This window comes from Pseudomonas sp. GM21 (genome assembly GCF_000282215.1).
In the GTDB taxonomy this organism is placed as follows: domain Bacteria; phylum Pseudomonadota; class Gammaproteobacteria; order Pseudomonadales; family Pseudomonadaceae; genus Aquipseudomonas.
Map to the genome: position 1 here is coordinate 69,557 of NZ_AKJS01000070.1, position 17,323 is coordinate 86,879.

The 17,323-nt window shown below is 59.5% G+C and carries 13 protein-coding genes; 9 read left to right on the forward strand and 4 right to left on the reverse strand.

Features of this window, described 5'->3' with window-relative positions; all coding sequences use genetic code 11:
• Window positions 1-442: 442 nt before the first annotated feature.
• The 3 genes from PMI22_RS19035 to PMI22_RS19025 are packed head-to-tail and all read right to left on the reverse strand — an operon-like array spanning window position 443 to window position 2,820.
• The gene (locus tag PMI22_RS19035; RefSeq protein ID WP_007944838.1) at window positions 443-832 is read right to left on the reverse strand and encodes a hypothetical protein; all 390 of its coding nucleotides are present in this window, start codon (window positions 830-832) and stop codon (window positions 443-445) included.
• An 8-nt stretch (window positions 833-840) separates the two neighbouring features.
• Entirely contained in the window at window positions 841-1,269 is a 429-nt protein-coding gene (locus PMI22_RS19030; protein WP_007944839.1) for a DNA polymerase III subunit chi, read from the reverse strand.
• Between the two features lie 60 nt (window positions 1,270-1,329).
• Window positions 1,330-2,820, reverse strand: a complete 1,491-nt coding sequence (locus PMI22_RS19025; RefSeq protein WP_007944840.1) for a leucyl aminopeptidase — start codon at window positions 2,818-2,820, stop codon at window positions 1,330-1,332.
• Window positions 2,821-3,128: 308 nt separating this feature from the next.
• Here PMI22_RS19025 and lptF point away from each other — a divergent pair, with 308 nt between their 5' ends.
• From lptF to pdxJ, 8 genes are all read left to right on the forward strand, one after another.
• Window positions 3,129-4,247 (forward strand): LPS export ABC transporter permease LptF, encoded by a 1,119-nt coding sequence (gene lptF / locus PMI22_RS19020; RefSeq protein WP_007944841.1) that lies wholly within the window; start codon window positions 3,129-3,131, stop codon window positions 4,245-4,247.
• On the forward strand, window positions 4,240-5,301 hold the full coding sequence (gene lptG, locus PMI22_RS19015) for an LPS export ABC transporter permease LptG (RefSeq protein ID WP_007944843.1): 1,062 nt from the start codon (window positions 4,240-4,242) through the stop codon (window positions 5,299-5,301). The genes lptF and lptG overlap by 8 nt, the downstream gene beginning before the upstream one ends.
• Window positions 5,302-5,471: 170 nt before the next feature.
• Complete coding sequence (gene lepA / locus PMI22_RS19010) at window positions 5,472-7,271, forward strand: translation elongation factor 4 (RefSeq protein ID WP_007944844.1); 1,800 nt, start codon at window positions 5,472-5,474, stop codon at window positions 7,269-7,271.
• Between the two features lie 5 nt (window positions 7,272-7,276).
• Window positions 7,277-8,131: a signal peptidase I gene (gene lepB / locus PMI22_RS19005; protein ID WP_007944845.1), complete on the forward strand. Its 855-nt coding sequence runs from the start codon at window positions 7,277-7,279 to the stop codon at window positions 8,129-8,131.
• A 184-nt stretch (window positions 8,132-8,315) separates the two neighbouring features.
• Complete coding sequence (gene rnc, locus PMI22_RS19000) at window positions 8,316-9,005, forward strand: ribonuclease III (RefSeq protein ID WP_027924885.1); 690 nt, start codon at window positions 8,316-8,318, stop codon at window positions 9,003-9,005.
• On the forward strand, window positions 8,998-9,900 hold the full coding sequence (gene era, locus PMI22_RS18995) for a GTPase Era (RefSeq protein WP_007944847.1): 903 nt from the start codon (window positions 8,998-9,000) through the stop codon (window positions 9,898-9,900). Before rnc ends, era begins: the two co-directional genes overlap by 8 nt.
• Window positions 9,901-10,071: 171 nt before the next feature.
• Window positions 10,072-10,761 carry a DNA repair protein RecO gene (gene recO, locus PMI22_RS18990; protein WP_007944848.1) on the forward strand — a complete coding sequence of 230 codons (690 nt, stop codon included), beginning with the start codon at window positions 10,072-10,074 and terminating at the stop codon, window positions 10,759-10,761.
• 47 nt (window positions 10,762-10,808) lie between these two features.
• Window positions 10,809-11,552 carry a pyridoxine 5'-phosphate synthase gene (pdxJ, locus tag PMI22_RS18985; RefSeq protein ID WP_007944849.1) on the forward strand — a complete coding sequence of 248 codons (744 nt, stop codon included), beginning with the start codon at window positions 10,809-10,811 and terminating at the stop codon, window positions 11,550-11,552.
• Window positions 11,553-11,684: 132 nt separating this feature from the next.
• Here the strand turns inward: pdxJ and mltF are convergent, their stop codons facing one another.
• Window positions 11,685-13,145: a membrane-bound lytic murein transglycosylase MltF gene (gene mltF / locus PMI22_RS18980; RefSeq protein ID WP_033049084.1), complete on the reverse strand. Its 1,461-nt coding sequence runs from the start codon at window positions 13,143-13,145 to the stop codon at window positions 11,685-11,687.
• Between the two features lie 274 nt (window positions 13,146-13,419).
• Between mltF and purL the strand changes: the two genes are divergently transcribed.
• The gene (purL, locus tag PMI22_RS18975; protein ID WP_007944852.1) at window positions 13,420-17,316 is read left to right on the forward strand and encodes a phosphoribosylformylglycinamidine synthase; all 3,897 of its coding nucleotides are present in this window, start codon (window positions 13,420-13,422) and stop codon (window positions 17,314-17,316) included.
• The last annotated feature ends 7 nt before the right edge of the window (window positions 17,317-17,323 follow it).

The window sequence follows — 17,323 nt, forward strand, 5'->3', positions numbered from 1 at the left end:
GATGCCTCTACGATGAAAGGGAAGTTTTCAGCATATTCCGAAGTGCCTTCGGGGTAGGCCGAAATGGAGTATGGGCCTTCTGGCAAATTGATGGAGCATCGCGCTAGCCAGGAGCCATTGTTATCTGCGGTCGTCCTGGCCAGAACAAGTCCGGTCCCGGTTTGGCAGGCGATAACGACCGCCCCCCGGTGCCGCTTTGCCTAAAAAAACAGGCTTGTCTTGGGGGGGGGAGTTTAGTTATCGGTTGGAAGATTGTTGGGGCGCTCATTTCAACGTCTCCTGCAGTAAGTGTGAGGTGTTCACGCTTACGGTTTTTCAGGAGCGCGCCTACTGTCAGAAATAACAGTTCAGATAAGCGGTCAGGTATTCCATCGTCCTTGCGAGCTACGGGAAAGCTGTACGTGGCAAGCACGGCAGCGAACTGCCGTGGGTGATTTAGGGGTTATTCGTACTGACTTAATAACCGCTCCATCCGCGCATCCAGCCGGCGCTTGATCTCGGTTTCAATATGCGGGGCGAAGTCGTCGATCACGTCTTGCATGATCAGCATCGCGGCAGCGCGCAGTTCGCTGTCCAGATGCAGCAAGGCATCATTGCCCTTGCTGGGTTCCGACGAAGGTTGCGCGACAGGAGCCGGTGGCGGTGTCGGTTCGACCGGCTGCGGCGCATTGCCGACAGCCTCGAACAACATGGGAATCTGTTCCTGGTCACTGTCAATGACCGTGTCGGTCAGCAGCGGTGGTTGCAGGTTGTCATCGCCGAGCAGTTGGCGGATCGACTCGAGGTCGTCCAGTAAGTGCGCGGACTGTTGTTGCGGTTTCGGAGTGTCCATCGGAATGCTCAGAGTCGCTGTAAACGGTGGTCTTGCAGAGGATAGCCCTGTTCGCGGTAGAAACGGAAACTCTCCCGCGCAGCCGCACGAATCGTCGGATCTTCCACTACTACTTCCGCCACGCGGGCGAACTTGTTGGCGAATGCCGGCACTTTCAGGTCGAGATTGACCAGCAAATCCTGGTGCTGACCACAGTCATCACCCAGTCCCAGCACAATCAGACCGTCCGGCTCGCTTTCGACAGGACCATGAGGCACGAAGCTTTCGCCCTTGAAAGCCCACAAACGGGCATCGAGTTCCTCGCGCTGGGCGGCATCGCTGCAATGCAGGTAAATGCGGTGGCCCATGCGCCAGGCTTTTTCGGTGAGCTTGCAGGCGAAATCCAGCCGTGCCGACGGATCGGCGCTGGGCAGGATATAGAAGTCGACTTTGGTCATTGCGGTTCCTGAGCCAAGGGCGGCGCTACTGGAAAGCAACGCCGACCCAGGTCATCGGTTTCAGGCTTTGGCGCGGTCCAGCAGGTATTGGGTCAGCAATGGCACAGGACGGCCAGTGGCGCCCTTGTCCTTGCCACCGCTGGTCCATGCGGTGCCGGCGATGTCCAGGTGCGCCCAATTCAGGTTTTTGGTGAAGCGCGACAGGAAGCAGGCAGCGGTGATGGTGCCGGCTTTCGGGCCGCCAATGTTGGCGATGTCGGCGAACGGGCTGTCCAGTTGCTCCTGGTATTCGTCGAACAACGGCAATTGCCAGGCGCGGTCGTCAGCCGTCTGGCCGGCGCTCAGCAATTGGCCGATCAATTCGTCGTTGTTACCCAGCAGGCCCGAAGTGTGGGAGCCCAAGGCCACGACGCAAGCGCCGGTCAGGGTCGCGATATCAATCACGGCTTGCGGCTTGAAACGCTCGGAGTAGGTCAGGGCATCGCACAGCACCAGACGACCTTCGGCGTCGGTGTTGAGGATCTCCACAGTCTGGCCGCTCATGGTGGTGACGATGTCGCCCGGGCGCGAAGCGTTGCCGCTCGGCATGTTCTCGGCGCAGGCCAGGATGCACACCAGATTGATCGGCAGGCTGAGCTCAAGCACGGCACGCAGGGTGCCAAACACGCTGGCGGCGCCACCCATGTCGTACTTCATTTCATCCATGCCGGCGCCCGGCTTCAGGCTGATGCCGCCAGTGTCGAAGGTGATGCCTTTGCCGACCAAGGCGTAGGGTTTCTCGGATTTTTTGCCGCCGTTGTATTGCATGACGATCAGGCGCGGCGGCTGGGCGCTGCCCTGGCCTACGGCGTAGAACGAGCCCATGCCCAGGTCCTTGATCTTCTTCTCGTCAAGGACTTCGACTTTCAGGCTTTTGAATTCTTTACCAAGGTTCTTGGCTTGCTCGCCGAGGAACGTCGGGTGGCAGATGTTCGGCGGCAGGTTGCCCAGGTTGCGGGTGAAAGCCATGCCGTTGGCAATTGCGGTGGCGTGGGTCACGGCACGCTGGACTTCAGCCTGTGCAGCCTTGATGGTCAGCAGGGTGATTTTTTTCAGGGCGCGAGGTTCGGCTTTCTGGCTCTTGAACTGGTCGAAGGTGTATTCGCCGTCCACCAGGGTTTCTGCCAGCAGGCGGGTTTTGCCGTAGCTGTCTCGGCCTTTGACCACGACTTCATCCAGCGCCAGTACCGCATCACTGCCGCCCAGGCCTTTGAGGGTGTTGAGTACGCCGGCAATGATTTTGCGGAACGGGCGGTCGCCGAGCTCTTCGTCCTTGCCCACGCCTACCAGCAGAACGCGTTCAGCCTTGAGGTTTGGCAGGCTATGCAGCAACAGGCTCTGGCCAACCTTGCCGGCGATATCGCCGCGCTTGAGCACTGCACTCAGGGTGCCGCCACTCAGTTCGTCCAATTGTCTGGCCACAGCGCCAAGCTTGCGGCCTTCGCCGACGGCGACGACCAGAGTGGCGGTCTTCAACGTTTCTGGGCTAACGCTTTTTACAACCAGTTCCATGTCCGGGTCCCTGAATAATGGTCAACGTGCGTGGGCAAAACGGCGACGCACAGACGCTTGCTTATATAGATGGAAAAACGCAGGTCACGGCCCGCGATAAAGGCCGCAGTTTGAACCTCGCTCCGTGCGCCTGACAACCCTCGGTTGTACGATCTTCCGCGCATTGACCGCCAGCTTGAGCATGCGCAGTGACAGGCGCACCCAATCACAGGATAATGCGCGATCTTTTTCGGCAGCTCTGCCCTGTGGGCTGTCTGATACGTTTGCTTGTTTGGCCGCCTTAGCCTGACAACCCTGGAGTCTCTGGTTTGATCGTCTTCCGATATCTGTCCCGCGAAGTCCTGTTGACCTTGAGCGCAGTCAGCGCCGTGCTGCTGGTCATCATCATGAGCGGTCGCTTCATCAAATACCTTGCCCAAGCGGCCGCAGGCCTGCTGGATCCGGGCTCGCTGTTCCTGATCATGGGCTTCCGTCTACCGGGTTTCCTGCAACTGATCCTGCCACTGGGCCTGTTTCTCGGGATCCTGCTGGCCTATGGTCGCCTGTACCTCGAAAGCGAAATGACCGTGCTGTCGGCCACCGGTATGAGTCAGCAGCGTTTGTTTGTCATTACCCTGTTTCCGGCCACGCTCGTCGCGCTGGTAGTGGCTTGGCTGAGCCTGAGCCTGGCACCACAAGGTGCCAATCAGTTTCAGTTGCTGCTGAACAAACAGGATGCACTCACCGAATTCGATACCCTGGAGCCTGGGCGCTTCCAGGCGTTGCGTGACGGGACTCGGGTGACCTATACCGAGCAACTGACCGATGACCGCGTCAATCTGGCGGGTGTGTTCATTTCGCAGAAAAACACCAACTCCGACCAGAAGGATCGCGGGATTTCCGTACTGGTGGCCGAGAAGGGCCGTCAGGAAATTCGTCCGGACGGCAACCGCTACCTGATTCTCGACAACGGCTATCGCTATGACGGTAATCCAGGGCAGGCCGACTATCGGGCGATCAAATACGACGAGTACGGGGTATTGCTGCCAAAGCCGGAGGTCAGTGAAGAAGTGACTGATCGTGATGCAATGAGCACCCGTTCGTTGATAGACAACGAAGACCCTCGTTCGCACGGCGAGCTGCAATGGCGTTTGTCCCTGCCGTTGCTGGTGTTCATCGTGACCCTGATGGCGGTGCCGCTGTCACGCGTCAACCCGCGCCAGGGGCGTTTCCTCAAGCTGCTGCCGGCGATTCTTCTTTATATGGCTTACCTGACCATCCTGATCGCCGCTCGCGGCGCCCTCGATAAGGGCAAGATTCCGCCTGCCCTGGGGTTATGGTGGGTTCATGGGATGTTCCTGATTATCGGTCTCGGGTTGCTTTACTGGGAGCCGTTGCGCTTGAAGATGGCGAGTCGCCGCAGTGCACTGGAGGTGGCTCGTGGTTAAGCTCGATCGCTACATCGGTAGCAGCGTATTTATGGCGATCCTGGCGGTATTGGGGATTATTCTCGGCCTGGCGACGCTTTTTTCCTTCATCGATGAGATGAGCGACGTCGGCGAGTCCTATACCCTGTTGGACGCGTCCAGTTACGTCTTGCTGACGGCTCCGCGCCGTCTTTACGACATGTTGCCCATGGCGGCACTCATCGGATGCCTGATTGGCCTAGGCAGTCTGGCCAGCAACAGTGAGCTGACCATCATGCGCGCCGCTGGCGTGTCGATCGGTCGAATCGTCTGGGCGGTCATGAAGCCAATGCTGGTCCTGATGTTGGTGGGTGTGCTGATCGGCGAATACGTCGCGCCAGCCACCGAGGTCACCGCTCAGGCCAATCGCTCGCTGGCTCAGGGCGGCGGCGATGCGCAAAGCGCCAAACACGGCCTGTGGCACCGCCAGGGTGACGAGTTCATTCACGTCAACTCGGTGCAACCCAATGGCCTTCTTTACGGTGTGACCCGCTATCGCTTCGATAAAGAGCGACACATGCTGTCGTCAAGCTTTGCCAAGCGTGCCGAGTTCGACAAGGATCACTGGCAACTCAGCGACGTCACGACCACGGTGTTCCATGACAAGAGCACCGAAGTGGTCACTGTCCCCGTCGAACGCTGGGATATTGCTCTGAGCCCGCAGTTGCTGGACACCGTGGTAATGGCGCCTGAGTCGCTCTCGATCAGTGGTCTGTGGAATTACATCCACTATCTGGCTGACCAGGGCCTGAGCAATGGCCGCTACTGGCTGGCGTTTTGGGTCAAGGTGTTGCAGCCGCTGGTGACTGCCGCGCTGGTACTGATGGCGATTTCCTTCATTTTTGGTCCTTTGCGCTCCGTGACCCTCGGTCAGCGTGTGTTCACAGGCGTTCTGGTGGGTTTTACCTTCCGTATCGTCCAGGATTTGCTGGGGCCTTCGAGCCTGGTGTTCGGTTTCTCGCCGCTGTTTGCGGTGCTCATTCCGGCCGGTGTCTGTGCTCTGGCCGGTTTCTGGTTGTTGCGCCGGGCCGGCTGATCAAGGGTTCTACAGCCCTTGGCGGACGCTTAAAACGCCCCTGTCGCAAGACCGGGGCGTTTTTGTACCTGCCGTCTGACCTGCAAACGTGACGCTTGCGCCGTGGATCAGGTACAATTCCCGGCTATTTTTCGGCGGGCTATGCCTGCAGCCTTTTTGAGTGTTGATCCGTGAGTGATTTGAGTCATATCCGCAATTTCTCCATCATCGCCCACATTGACCATGGCAAGTCGACGCTGGCTGATCGATTCATCCAGATGTGCGGCGGCCTTGCCGAGCGCGAAATGGAAGCCCAGGTGCTGGACTCCATGGACCTGGAGCGTGAACGCGGGATCACCATCAAGGCCCACAGCGTCACCCTTTATTACACCGCTCGCGATGGCATCAAGTACCAGCTGAACTTCATTGACACCCCGGGCCACGTTGACTTCACCTACGAAGTCAGCCGGTCGCTGGCGGCCTGTGAAGGTGCGTTGCTGGTGGTCGATGCCGGTCAGGGCGTTGAAGCGCAGTCGGTTGCCAACTGCTACACGGCGATCGAGCAGGGTCTGGAAGTCATGCCGGTCCTGAACAAGATCGACCTGCCACAGGCCGATCCGGACCGTGTTAAAGAAGAAATCGAAAAAATCATCGGCATCGATGCCACCGACGCGGTCGAGTGCTCTGCCAAGACCGGCCTGGGCGTCGACGAAGTGCTCGAGCGCCTGGTCGCCACCATTCCTGCGCCGACCGGCAACTACGAAGATCCGCTGCAAGCGTTGATCATCGACTCCTGGTTCGACAACTACCTTGGCGTTGTTTCCCTGGTACGCGTGCGTCACGGTCGTGTGAAGAAAGGCGACAAGATCCTGGTCAAATCCACCGGCAAGATCCACCTGGTGGACAGCGTCGGTGTATTCAATCCGAAACACACCCCAACCGCTGACCTGAAGGCCGGTGAAGTGGGCTTCATCATTGCCAGCATCAAGGACATCCATGGTGCGCCAGTGGGCGACACCCTGACGTTGAGCACGACGCCAGACGTCGACGTGCTGCCGGGTTTCAAACGCATTCAGCCGCAGGTCTACGCCGGTCTGTTTCCGGTCAGCTCCGACGACTTCGAAGATTTCCGTGAAGCCCTGCAAAAGCTCACGCTGAACGATTCGTCCCTGCAGTACACCCCGGAAAGTTCCGACGCCCTGGGCTTCGGTTTCCGTTGCGGGTTCCTCGGCATGCTGCACATGGAAATCATCCAGGAGCGCCTGGAGCGCGAGTACAACCTGGACCTGATCACCACGGCGCCGACGGTAATCTTCGAGCTGCTGCTCAAGACCGGCGAGACGATCTACGTCGATAACCCGTCGAAGCTTCCGGACCTGTCCTCGATCGAAGACATGCGTGAGCCGATCGTGCGGGCCAATATTCTTGTGCCGCAAGAACACCTGGGCAACGTCATCACCCTGTGCATCGAAAAACGTGGTGTACAGGTCGACATGCTGTTCCTTGGCTCTCAGGTACAAGTGACCTACGACCTGCCGATGAACGAAGTGGTGCTGGACTTCTTTGACCGTCTGAAGTCCACCAGTCGCGGCTATGCTTCGCTGGACTACCATTTCGATCGTTATCAATCGGCTAGCCTGGTGAAACTGGACGTGCTGATCAACGGTGACAAAGTCGACGCCCTGGCGCTGATCGTGCACCGTGACAACTCGCACTATAAAGGTCGCCAGTTGACCGAGAAGATGAAGGAGCTGATTCCTCGACAGATGTTCGACGTGGCAATCCAGGCCGCCATTGGCGGGCAGATTGTGGCGCGGACAACCGTCAAGGCCCTCAGAAAGAACGTATTGGCCAAATGCTACGGCGGCGACGTCAGCCGTAAGAAAAAGCTGCTGGAAAAGCAAAAGGCCGGTAAAAAACGCATGAAGCAAGTCGGTAACGTGGAAATTCCACAAGAAGCCTTCCTTGCAGTGCTCAGGTTGGATAGTTAGGTCCTATGTCACTAAATTTCCCGCTGTTGCTGGTCATCGCCGTGTTCGTCTGCGGTTTGTTGGCGTTGCTCGATCTGGTTTTCCTGGCACCGCGTCGGCGTGCTGCCATTGCCTCCTATCAGGGCAGCGTCAGCCAGCCTGATGTGGTGGTGGTCGAGAAACTGAACAAGGAGCCGCTGCTGGTCGAATACGGCAAGTCGTTCTTTCCGGTGTTGTTCATCGTGCTGGTCCTGCGTTCGTTCCTGGTGGAACCGTTCCAGATTCCTTCCGGTTCGATGAAACCGACCCTGGATGTTGGCGACTTCATTTTGGTGAACAAGTTTTCTTACGGGATCCGCCTGCCGGTGATCGACAAGAAAGTCATCGAAGTGGGTGATCCACAACGCGGCGATGTGATGGTGTTCCGCTACCCGAGCGATCCGAACGTCAACTACATCAAGCGCGTCGTGGGCCTGCCGGGTGACAAGATTCGTTATACCGCTGACAAGCGTCTGTTCGTCAACGGCGAGTCGATTGCCGAGCAAATGGTCGGCTCCGAGCCGGGCACGCTGGGCAGTGCTGAGCTTTACAAGGAAAAACTCGGCGCTGCCGAGCACCTGATCCGCAAGGAAATGAGCCGCTATCGTGCTGCGCCGGATCATTCGTGGACCGTGCCAGCCGGGCACTACTTCATGATGGGCGACAACCGCGACAACTCAAACGACAGTCGCTTTTGGGATGATCCAAGCATTCCCAAGGATCTGCTGGGCATGGTTCCCGACAAGAATATCGTCGGCAAGGCCTTCGCAGTCTGGATGAGCTGGCCGGAACCTAAACTCAGTCACCTGCCGAATTTTTCGCGGGTTGGCCTGATCAAGTAATCACACACGGCGCTGTTGAACACAGCGCCGAATGCTTTTCTGGAGTCGACACAATCGGCGCCGTCAGCATGAAGCCAATGATATTCAGGACGTTATTTTTGAACACAGCGTTAATTGTCCCAGGCCTGCGCCGACTCTCGGCGATGGCGGTGGAATCCAACCACGAACTCAGCGTGGGTAAACCGTGAGCGTCTCCTTAAGTCGTCTCGAGCGTCAGCTCGGCTACACCTTCAAGGATCAGGAACTGATGGTCCTGGCCCTGACTCACCGCAGCTTTGCCGGGCGTAACAATGAACGCCTGGAATTCCTCGGTGATGCCATCCTCAACTTCGTCGCTGGCGAGGCGCTGTTCGATCGCTTCCCACTGGCGCGTGAAGGCCAGTTGTCACGTTTGCGTGCGCGCCTGGTGAAAGGCGAGACCCTGGCCGTACTGGCCCGTGGTTTCGATCTGGGCGACTACCTGCGCCTGGGCTCCGGTGAATTGAAAAGCGGCGGTTTTCGTCGCGAGTCGATTCTGGCTGATGCCCTGGAAGCGCTGATTGGTGCGATCTATCTCGACGCCGGCATGGACATGGCGCGCGAGCGCGTGCTGGCCTGGCTGGCCGGTGAGTTCGAAGGCCTGACATTGGTCGACACCAACAAAGATCCAAAAACCCGCCTGCAGGAATTCCTGCAATCGCGTGGTTGTGAGCTGCCACGTTATGAAGTGGTGGATATCCAGGGTGAGCCACATTGCCGGACGTTCTTCGTCGAATGTGAAATCACCTTACTGAATGAAAAAAGCCGAGGTCAGGGTGTGAGTCGTCGTATTGCCGAACAGGTAGCGGCCGCCGCAGCACTGATTGCCCTGGGTGTGGAGAATGGCAATGACTGATTCAACTGCAACTCGCTGTGGCTATGTTGCCATCGTCGGCCGTCCCAACGTGGGCAAGTCCACGCTGCTGAACCACATCCTGGGTCAGAAACTGGCGATCACCTCGCGTAAACCGCAAACCACCCGCCACAACATGCTGGGTATCAAGACCGAAGGCGCCGTGCAGGCGATCTACGTCGACACCCCGGGCATGCACAAGGGTGGCGAAAAAGCGCTGAACCGCTACATGAACAAGACCGCATCGGCGGCGTTGAAAGACGTCGACGTAGTGATCTTCGTCGTTGACCGCACCAAGTGGACCGACGAAGACCAGATGGTGCTCGAGCGCGTCCAGTACGTGACCGGTCCGTTGATCGTGGCGCTGAACAAGACTGACCGTATCGAAGACAAAGCTGAACTGATGCCGCACCTGACCTGGTTGCAGGAACAGCTGCCGAACGCGCAGATCATGCCGATCTCGGCCCAGCACGGGCACAACCTCGAAGCACTGGAGCGTGTGATTGCCGGTTACCTGCCGGAAAACGATCACTTTTTCCCGGAAGACCAGATCACCGACCGCAGCAGCCGCTTCCTCGCCGCTGAACTGGTGCGCGAGAAAATCATGCGCCAGATGGGCGCCGAGCTGCCGTACCAGATCACCGTGGAAATCGAAGAGTTCAAGCAGCAGGGCAAAACCCTGCACATCCATGCCTTGATCCTCGTTGAGCGTGACGGCCAGAAGAAAATCATCATTGGCGACAAGGGTGAGCGCATCAAGCGCATCGGCACCGAGGCGCGCAAGGACATGGAGCTGCTGTTCGACTCCAAGATCATGCTCAACCTCTGGGTCAAAGTGAAAGGCGGCTGGTCCGATGACGAGCGCGCGTTGCGTTCGCTGGGTTATGGCGACCTGTAACGCCTGATCCTGGATGCATAATTCCCGTGTGGGAGCGAGCCTGCTCGCGATAGCGGTCTGACATTCAACATTGATGCTGAATGTGATGCCCCCATCGCGAGCAGGCTCGCTCCCACAGTGGTTTGTGGTGGTCAGTAAAACTGTGTTTGCTCATTGAGAAGTGCGACTTCCATGTCCTCAACCCCTCCCATCGCCCAACCCGCCTACGTCCTCCACTCCCGCGCTTACCGCGAAAACAGCGCATTGGTGGATTTCCTCACGCCGCAAGGTCGGCTGCGGGCGGTGTTGCGCAGTGCGCGGGGCAAGGCCGGGACGTTGGCGCGGCCGTTCGTGCCGCTGGAAGTCGAGTTTCGGGGGCGCGGTGAGTTAAAGAACGTCGGGCGGATGGAAGCCGCCGGTGTTTCAACCTGGCTCAGTGGTGAGGCGCTGTTCAGCGGCCTCTACCTGAATGAGCTGTTGATTCGCCTGCTGCCCGCCGAAGACCCTCATCCCGCGGTATTCGATCACTACGCCGCCACGTTGCTCGCCCTGGCCGAAGGCCGTCCGCTGGAGCCGTTGCTGCGCTCTTTCGAATGGCGCCTGCTCGACGACCTCGGTTACGGCTTTGCGCTGACCTCGGACATCCACGGCGAGCCCATCGCCCCGGACGGTCTCTACCGCTTACAGGTGGATGCTGGCCTGGAGCAGGTCTACCTGCTGCAACCCGGGCTGTTCAATGGCACCGAACTGTTGGCCATGGCGGATGCCGACTGGACTGCGCCCGGGGCGCTGTCCGCCGCCAAGCGTCTGATGCGTCAGGCATTGGCCGTGCATCTGGGCGGCCGTCCTTTAGTCAGCCGCGAGCTGTTTCGCAAGCCGTAGTCTCCCCGTATGCTGTGCGCCGAATCTTTCAATTCAGGAGCGCTTCCGTGACCACCAGCAATCGCATTCTTCTTGGCGTGAACATCGACCACGTTGCCACCCTGCGTCAGGCCCGGGGCACTCGCTACCCGGATCCGGTCAAGGCTGCACTGGACGCGGAAGAGGCGGGCGCTGACGGCATCACCGTGCATTTGCGCGAAGACCGTCGGCACATCCAGGAGCGCGACGTTTTGCTACTCAAGGACGTGCTGCAAACCCGCATGAACTTCGAAATGGGCGTCACCGAAGAAATGATGGTGTTCGCCGAACGCATCCGCCCGGCGCACATTTGCCTGGTCCCGGAAACCCGTCAGGAACTGACTACTGAAGGTGGCCTGGACGTGGCAGGGCAGGAGGCGCGGATCAAGGCCGCCGTGGATCGCTTGTCGAAGCTTGGCTGCGAAGTGTCGCTGTTCATCGACGCGGATGAGCGGCAGATTGAAGCGTCCCGCCGTGTTGGTGCGCCGGCCATCGAACTGCATACCGGTCGTTACGCCGATGCCGAGACGCCGACCGACGTGGCTGAGGAGCTCAAGCGTGTGGCCGATGGCGTCGCGTTTGGTTTGGCTCAAGGGCTGATCGTCAATGCCGGGCACGGTTTGCACTACCACAACGTTGAAGCGGTGGCGGCGATCAAAGGCATCAACGAACTGAACATCGGCCATGCGCTGGTGGCACATGCGTTGTTTGTCGGCTTCAAGTCGGCGGTGTCGGAGATGAAAGCGCTGATCCTGGCCGCCGCAAAAGCCTAAAGACCAAACACAAAACAACTGTGGGAGCGAGCCTGCTCGCGATGGCGTCTTAACATTCAACGAAGATGTTGACTGCAAGAAAGCTATCGCGAGCAGGCTCGCTCCCACATTATTTGATTTGTGTCGTTGGGGTCAGAGCGGTGCAGGCTCTTGAGCAGGCTTCGACTTGTCGATCCCCGGCACATGCAGGTTACCTTCGGCCACCTGATCACCTTCAAGCTGTGGCTGCGTGACCCACGTAAGGATGTCGTAGTAACGACGGATGTTCGCCACGAAATGCACCGGCTCGCCGCCCCGGGCGTAGCCATAACGCGTCTTGCTGTACCACTTCTTCTCTGACAGGCGCGGCAGCATTTTCTTCACATCCAGCCACTTGTCCGGGTTCAACCCTTCCTTCTTCGCCAGTTTGCGCGCGTCATCCAGGTGGCCGGTGCCGACGTTGTAGGCCGCCAGGGCAAACCAGGTGCGATCCGGCTCCTGAATCGACGCGTCCAGTTGATCCTTGATATAGGCCAGGTACTTGGCTCCACCCATGATGCTTTGCTTGGGGTCGAGGCGGTTGGACACGCCCATTGCTTGCGCGGTGTTCTGGGTCAGCATCATCAGGCCGCGCACGCCGGTCTTGGACGTGACCGCCGGTTGCCACAACGACTCCTGATAACCGATGGCGGCCAGCAGACGCCAGTCGACTTTTTCTTTCTTGGCGTATGCCTTGAAGTGCTGTTCGTACTTGGGCAGGCGCTGCTGCAAGTGCTGGGCGAACGTGGTGGCACCCATGTAGCCGAGCACGTCGACATGCCCGTAGTAGCGGTCTTTGAGGCGCTGCAGGGTGCCGTTTTTCTGCACCTTGTCGAGGTAGTCGTTGATTTCGTTGAGCAGGCTGTTATCTTCGCCAGCGGCCACGGCCCAGCTCTGGTTGCTGGCATCGCCGAGATCGAAGGCGACCCGGATGTTGGTGAAGTACACCTGGTTCATCGCAACTTCGTTGGAGTCGACCAGGGTCAGATCGATCTGGCCTTCATCGACCATGCGCAGCAGGTCGACGACTTCGACCGCGTCGGATTCTTCATACTCAATGCCGGGGTATTTCTTTTTCAGCTCCGCCAACTGTTCTGCGTGGGTGCTGCCTTTGAGCACCATGATCTTCTTGCCGACCAGATCACCGGCGTCGGTCGGCCGCGATTGGCCGTTGCGGTAGATGACCTGTGGGGTGACATCCAGGTAGGAGTGGGAAAACCTGACCTGTTTTTTACGTTCTTCGCTGCCGACCAGACCGGCCGCAGCCAGCACCGGGCCGTTAGGCTTGCCGACCTGGCTGTACAGGTCGTCGAGGTTGTCGGCGGTCTCGATCTTGAGTTCCACCCCCAGATCGTCGGCGAAGCGCTTCACCAGCTCGTATTCGAAGCCGGTTTCACCGTTGCGATCCTGGAAGTAGGTGGCGGGGCTGTTGCGGGTAACCACGCGCAGCACGCCATCCTCCTTTACGCGCTCCAGCGTGTTGGGTTTATCAACACAGCCATTGAGCAGCAGGAAGAGTCCGGTTGCGATCAGCCATTTGGCGTACCGCGGACGCAAAGCCGTTGGGGAAAACATCTGCGCAGTATACGCAAAGGACCACGAGCGCCATATCTCGACAGCAAAGGGCTTGTCTGCTAGGCAATTGAAAAGGCCTCCGGAGCCCGCAGGAATGGGCCCGGACAGCATTTTCCGAGTGGAAAAAATAACCCTTTTTGAGTGTCTTTTCGAGGCCCGTATCTGCGGTCCGACACCCAGGTGCAGCCGCCCGTACCGTTTCGGGTGATGTCGCGGGCGGTTTAGGCTAGAATGCACGGCCTCAAAGCACACCCCTCCCGAGGCTGTCCCGAAGATGTTGATCCTGCGCGGCGCTCCTGCCCTTTCTGCCTTTCGCCACAGCAAACTCCTTGAGCAACTGAGCCAGAAGGTCCCGGCTGTCAGCGGCTTGTATGCTGAATTCGCTCACTTCGCCGAAGTTACCGGCGTCCTGACCGGCGACGAACAGCAGGTGCTCGCGCGCCTTCTGAAGTACGGCCCAAGTGTTCCGGTACAAGAGCCGACCGGTCGTCTGTTCCTGGTGTTGCCGCGTTTCGGCACCATCTCGCCGTGGTCCAGTAAAGCGAGTGACATCGCCCGCAACTGTGGCCTGAGCAAGATCCAGCGCCTGGAGCGCGGCATCGCGTTCTACGTGGCTGGCCAGTTCAGCGACGCCCAAGCACAGCTTATCGCTGACGTACTGCACGATCGCATGACGCAGATCGTTCTGGCCAACCTCGAACAGGCCGCCGGCCTGTTCAGCCACGCCGAACCCAAGCCGCTGACTGCGATCGACGTGCTGGGTGGCGGTCGCGCCGCGCTGGAAAAAGCCAACACCGAGCTGGGCCTGGCCCTGGCCGAAGACGAAATCGACTACCTGGTCAACGCCTTCGTCGGCTTGAAGCGCAACCCGCATGACATCGAACTGATGATGTTCGCCCAGGCGAACTCCGAGCACTGCCGTCACAAAATCTTCAACGCCAGTTGGGACATCGACGGTCAGAGCCAGGAAAAAAGCCTGTTCGGCATGATCAAGAACACCTACCAGATGCACAGCGAAGGTGTTTTGTCGGCTTATAAGGACAACGCTTCGGTGATCGTCGGTAACGTCGCCGGTCGTTTCTTCCCGGACCCTGAAACCCGCCAGTACGGCGCGGTGCAGGAACCGGTGCACATCCTGATGAAAGTCGAAACCCACAACCACCCGACCGCGATTGCCCCGTTCCCGGGTGCATCCACCGGCAGTGGCGGTGAGATCCGGGACGAAGGCGCGACCGGCCGTGGCGCCAAGCCGAAGGCTGGCCTGACCGGTTTCACCGTATCCAACCTGCAAATCCCGGGCTTCGAACAGCCGTGGGAAGTGCCGTACGGCAAGCCTGAGCGCATCGTGACCGCGCTGGACATCATGATCGAAGGCCCACTGGGTGGTGCCGCGTTCAACAACGAATTCGGTCGTCCAGCCCTGACCGGCTACTTCCGTACCTTCGAACAGTCGATCACCACCCCGCGTGGCGACGAAGTTCGTGGTTACCACAAGCCGATCATGCTGGCCGGCGGCATGGGTAACATCCGTGCCGAACACGTACAGAAAGGCGAGATCACCGTCGGCTCCAAGCTGATCGTGCTCGGCGGCCCGGCGATGCTGATCGGTCTGGGCGGCGGCGCGGCTTCCTCCATGGCCACCGGCACCAGCTCGGCTGACCTGGACTTCGCTTCGGTACAACGCGAAAACCCTGAGATGGAGCGTCGCTGCCAGGAAGTCATCGACCGTTGCTGGCAGTTGGGTGACAAGAACCCGATCAGCTTCATTCACGACGTCGGCGCGGGCGGTCTGTCCAACGCCTTCCCGGAACTGGTCAACGACGGCAACCGTGGTGGCCGCTTCGAACTGCGCAACATTCCAAACGACGAGCCGGGCATGGCCCCGCACGAAATCTGGAGTAACGAATCCCAGGAACGCTATGTTCTGGCGGTCGGCCCGGCTGACTTCGAACGCTTCCAGGCGATCTGCGAGCGCGAGCGCTGCCCGTTCGCCGTGGTCGGCGAAGCCACTGCCGAACCGCAACTGACGGTCACCGACAGCCACTTCGGCAACAGCCCGGTGGACATGCCGCTGGAAGTGCTGCTGGGCAAAGCCCCGCGCATGCACCGTTCGGCCGTTCGTGAAAACGAACTGGGCGACGATTTCGATCCGTCGACGCTTGAAATTGCAGATTGCGTCGAGCGCGTTCTGCATCACCCGGCCGTGGCGAGCAAAAGCTTCCTGATTACCATCGGCGACCGCACCATCACCGGCCTCGTGGCCCGTGACCAAATGGTTGGCCCGTGGCAGGTTCCGGTGGCCGACGTTGCCGTCACCGCCACCAGCTTCGACGTCTACACCGGTGAAGCCATGGCCATGGGCGAGCGCACTCCGCTGGCGCTGCTGGACGCTCCGGCGTCGGGCCGTATGGCTATCGGCGAAACCCTGACCAACATCGCCGCTTCGCGCATCAATAAGATCTCCGACATCAAACTATCGGCGAACTGGATGTCCGCTGCCGGTCACCCGGGTGAAGACGCGCGCCTGTACGACACCGTGAAAGCGGTCGGCATGGAACTGTGCCCTGAGCTTGGCATCACCATTCCGGTGGGCAAGGACTCCATGTCCATGGCCACGCGCTGGAGCGACGAAGGCGTCGACAAGACCGTGACTTCGCCAATGTCCCTGATCGTGACCGGTTTCGCGCCAGTGGCTGACATCCGTCAGACCCTGACCCCGGAACTGCGCATGGACAAGGGCACCACCGACCTGATCCTGATCGATCTGGGCCGTGGTCAAAACCGCATGGGCGCCTCGATCCTGGCACAGGTGCACGGCAAGCTCGGCTCGCAAGCGCCGGACGTTGATGATTCCGAAGACCTCAAAGCCTTCTTTGCGGTGATCCAGGGCCTGAATGCCGACGGTCACCTGCTGGCGTACCACGACCGTTCCGACGGTGGTCTGCTGACCAGCGTGGTGGAAATGGCCTTCGCCGGCCACTGCGGTCTGAGCCTGAACCTCGACGGTCTGGCAGAAACCTCCGCCGACATCGCTGCGATCCTGTTCAACGAAGAACTGGGCGCCGTGATTCAGGTTCGTCAGGACTCCACACCGGACATCCTCGCGCAGTTCAGCGCTGCCGGTTTGGGCGAGTGCGTGTCGGTGATCGGTCAGCCGATGAACAACGGTCAGATCAACATCACCTTCAACGGCGAAACCGTGTTCGAAGGTCAGCGTCGTCTGCTGCAGCGTCAGTGGGCTGAAACCAGCTACCAGATCCAGCGTCTGCGTGACAACGCCGATTGCGCCGAACAAGAGTTCGACGTGCTGCTGGAAGAAGACAACCCGGGCCTGAGCGTCAAGCTCAGCTTCGACGTCAACCAGGACGTTGCCGCGCCTTACATCAAAAAAGGCATCCGCCCACAGGTTGCCGTTCTGCGTGAGCAGGGCGTCAACGGTCAGGTGGAAATGGCGGCCGCGTTCGACCGCGCCGGTTTCAATGCGATCGACGTGCACATGAGCGACATTCTGGCCGGCCGTGTCGACCTGAACGAGTTCAAAGGTCTGGTGGCGTGCGGTGGTTTCTCCTACGGCGACGTACTCGGTGCCGGCGAAGGCTGGGCCAAGTCCGCGCTGTTCAACAGCCGTGCTCGCGATGCGTTCCAGGGCTTCTTCGAACGCAACGACAGCTTCACCCTCGGCGTGTGCAACGGTTGCCAGATGATGTCCAACCTGCACGAGCTGATTCCGGGCAGCGAGTTCTGGCCGCACTTCGTGCGTAACCGCTCCGAGCAGTTCGAAGCGCGCGTGGCCATGGTTCAGGTCCAGGAGTCGAACTCGATCTTCCTGCAAGGCATGGCCGGTTCGCGCATGCCAATCGCCATCGCTCACGGTGAAGGCCATGCCGAATTCGCCAGCGAAGAAGCGTTGCTGGAAGCCGATCTGTCGGGCTGCGTGGCAATGCGCTTCGTCGACAACCACGGCAAGGTCACCGAAAAATACCCGGCCAACCCGAACGGCTCGCCGCGCGGGATCACCGGTTTGACCAGCCGCGACGGTCGCGTAACGATCATGATGCCGCACCCGGAACGTGTGTTCCGCGCCGTGCAGAACTCGTGGCGTTCGGAAGACTGGAACGAAGACGCACCTTGGATGCGTATGTTCCGTAATGCTCGGGTCTGGGTAAACTAAAAGCGGG

Bases quoted from the DNA above. Each gene is read 5' to 3' on its own strand.
- PMI22_RS19035 (WP_007944838.1), bottom strand. From the start codon at position 832: ATGGACACTCCGAAACCGCAACAACAGTCCGCGCACTTACTGGACGAC.
- PMI22_RS19030 (WP_007944839.1), bottom strand. From the start codon at position 1,269: ATGACCAAAGTCGACTTCTATATCCTGCCCAGCGCCGATCCGTCGGCA.
- PMI22_RS19025 (WP_007944840.1), bottom strand. From the start codon at position 2,820: ATGGAACTGGTTGTAAAAAGCGTTAGCCCAGAAACGTTGAAGACCGCC.
- lepB (WP_007944845.1), top strand. From the start codon at position 7,277: ATGTCACTAAATTTCCCGCTGTTGCTGGTCATCGCCGTGTTCGTCTGC.
- era (WP_007944847.1), top strand. From the start codon at position 8,998: ATGACTGATTCAACTGCAACTCGCTGTGGCTATGTTGCCATCGTCGGC.
- recO (WP_007944848.1), top strand. From the start codon at position 10,072: ATGTCCTCAACCCCTCCCATCGCCCAACCCGCCTACGTCCTCCACTCC.
- mltF (WP_033049084.1), bottom strand. From the start codon at position 13,145: ATGTTTTCCCCAACGGCTTTGCGTCCGCGGTACGCCAAATGGCTGATC.
- purL (WP_007944852.1), top strand. From the start codon at position 13,420: ATGTTGATCCTGCGCGGCGCTCCTGCCCTTTCTGCCTTTCGCCACAGC.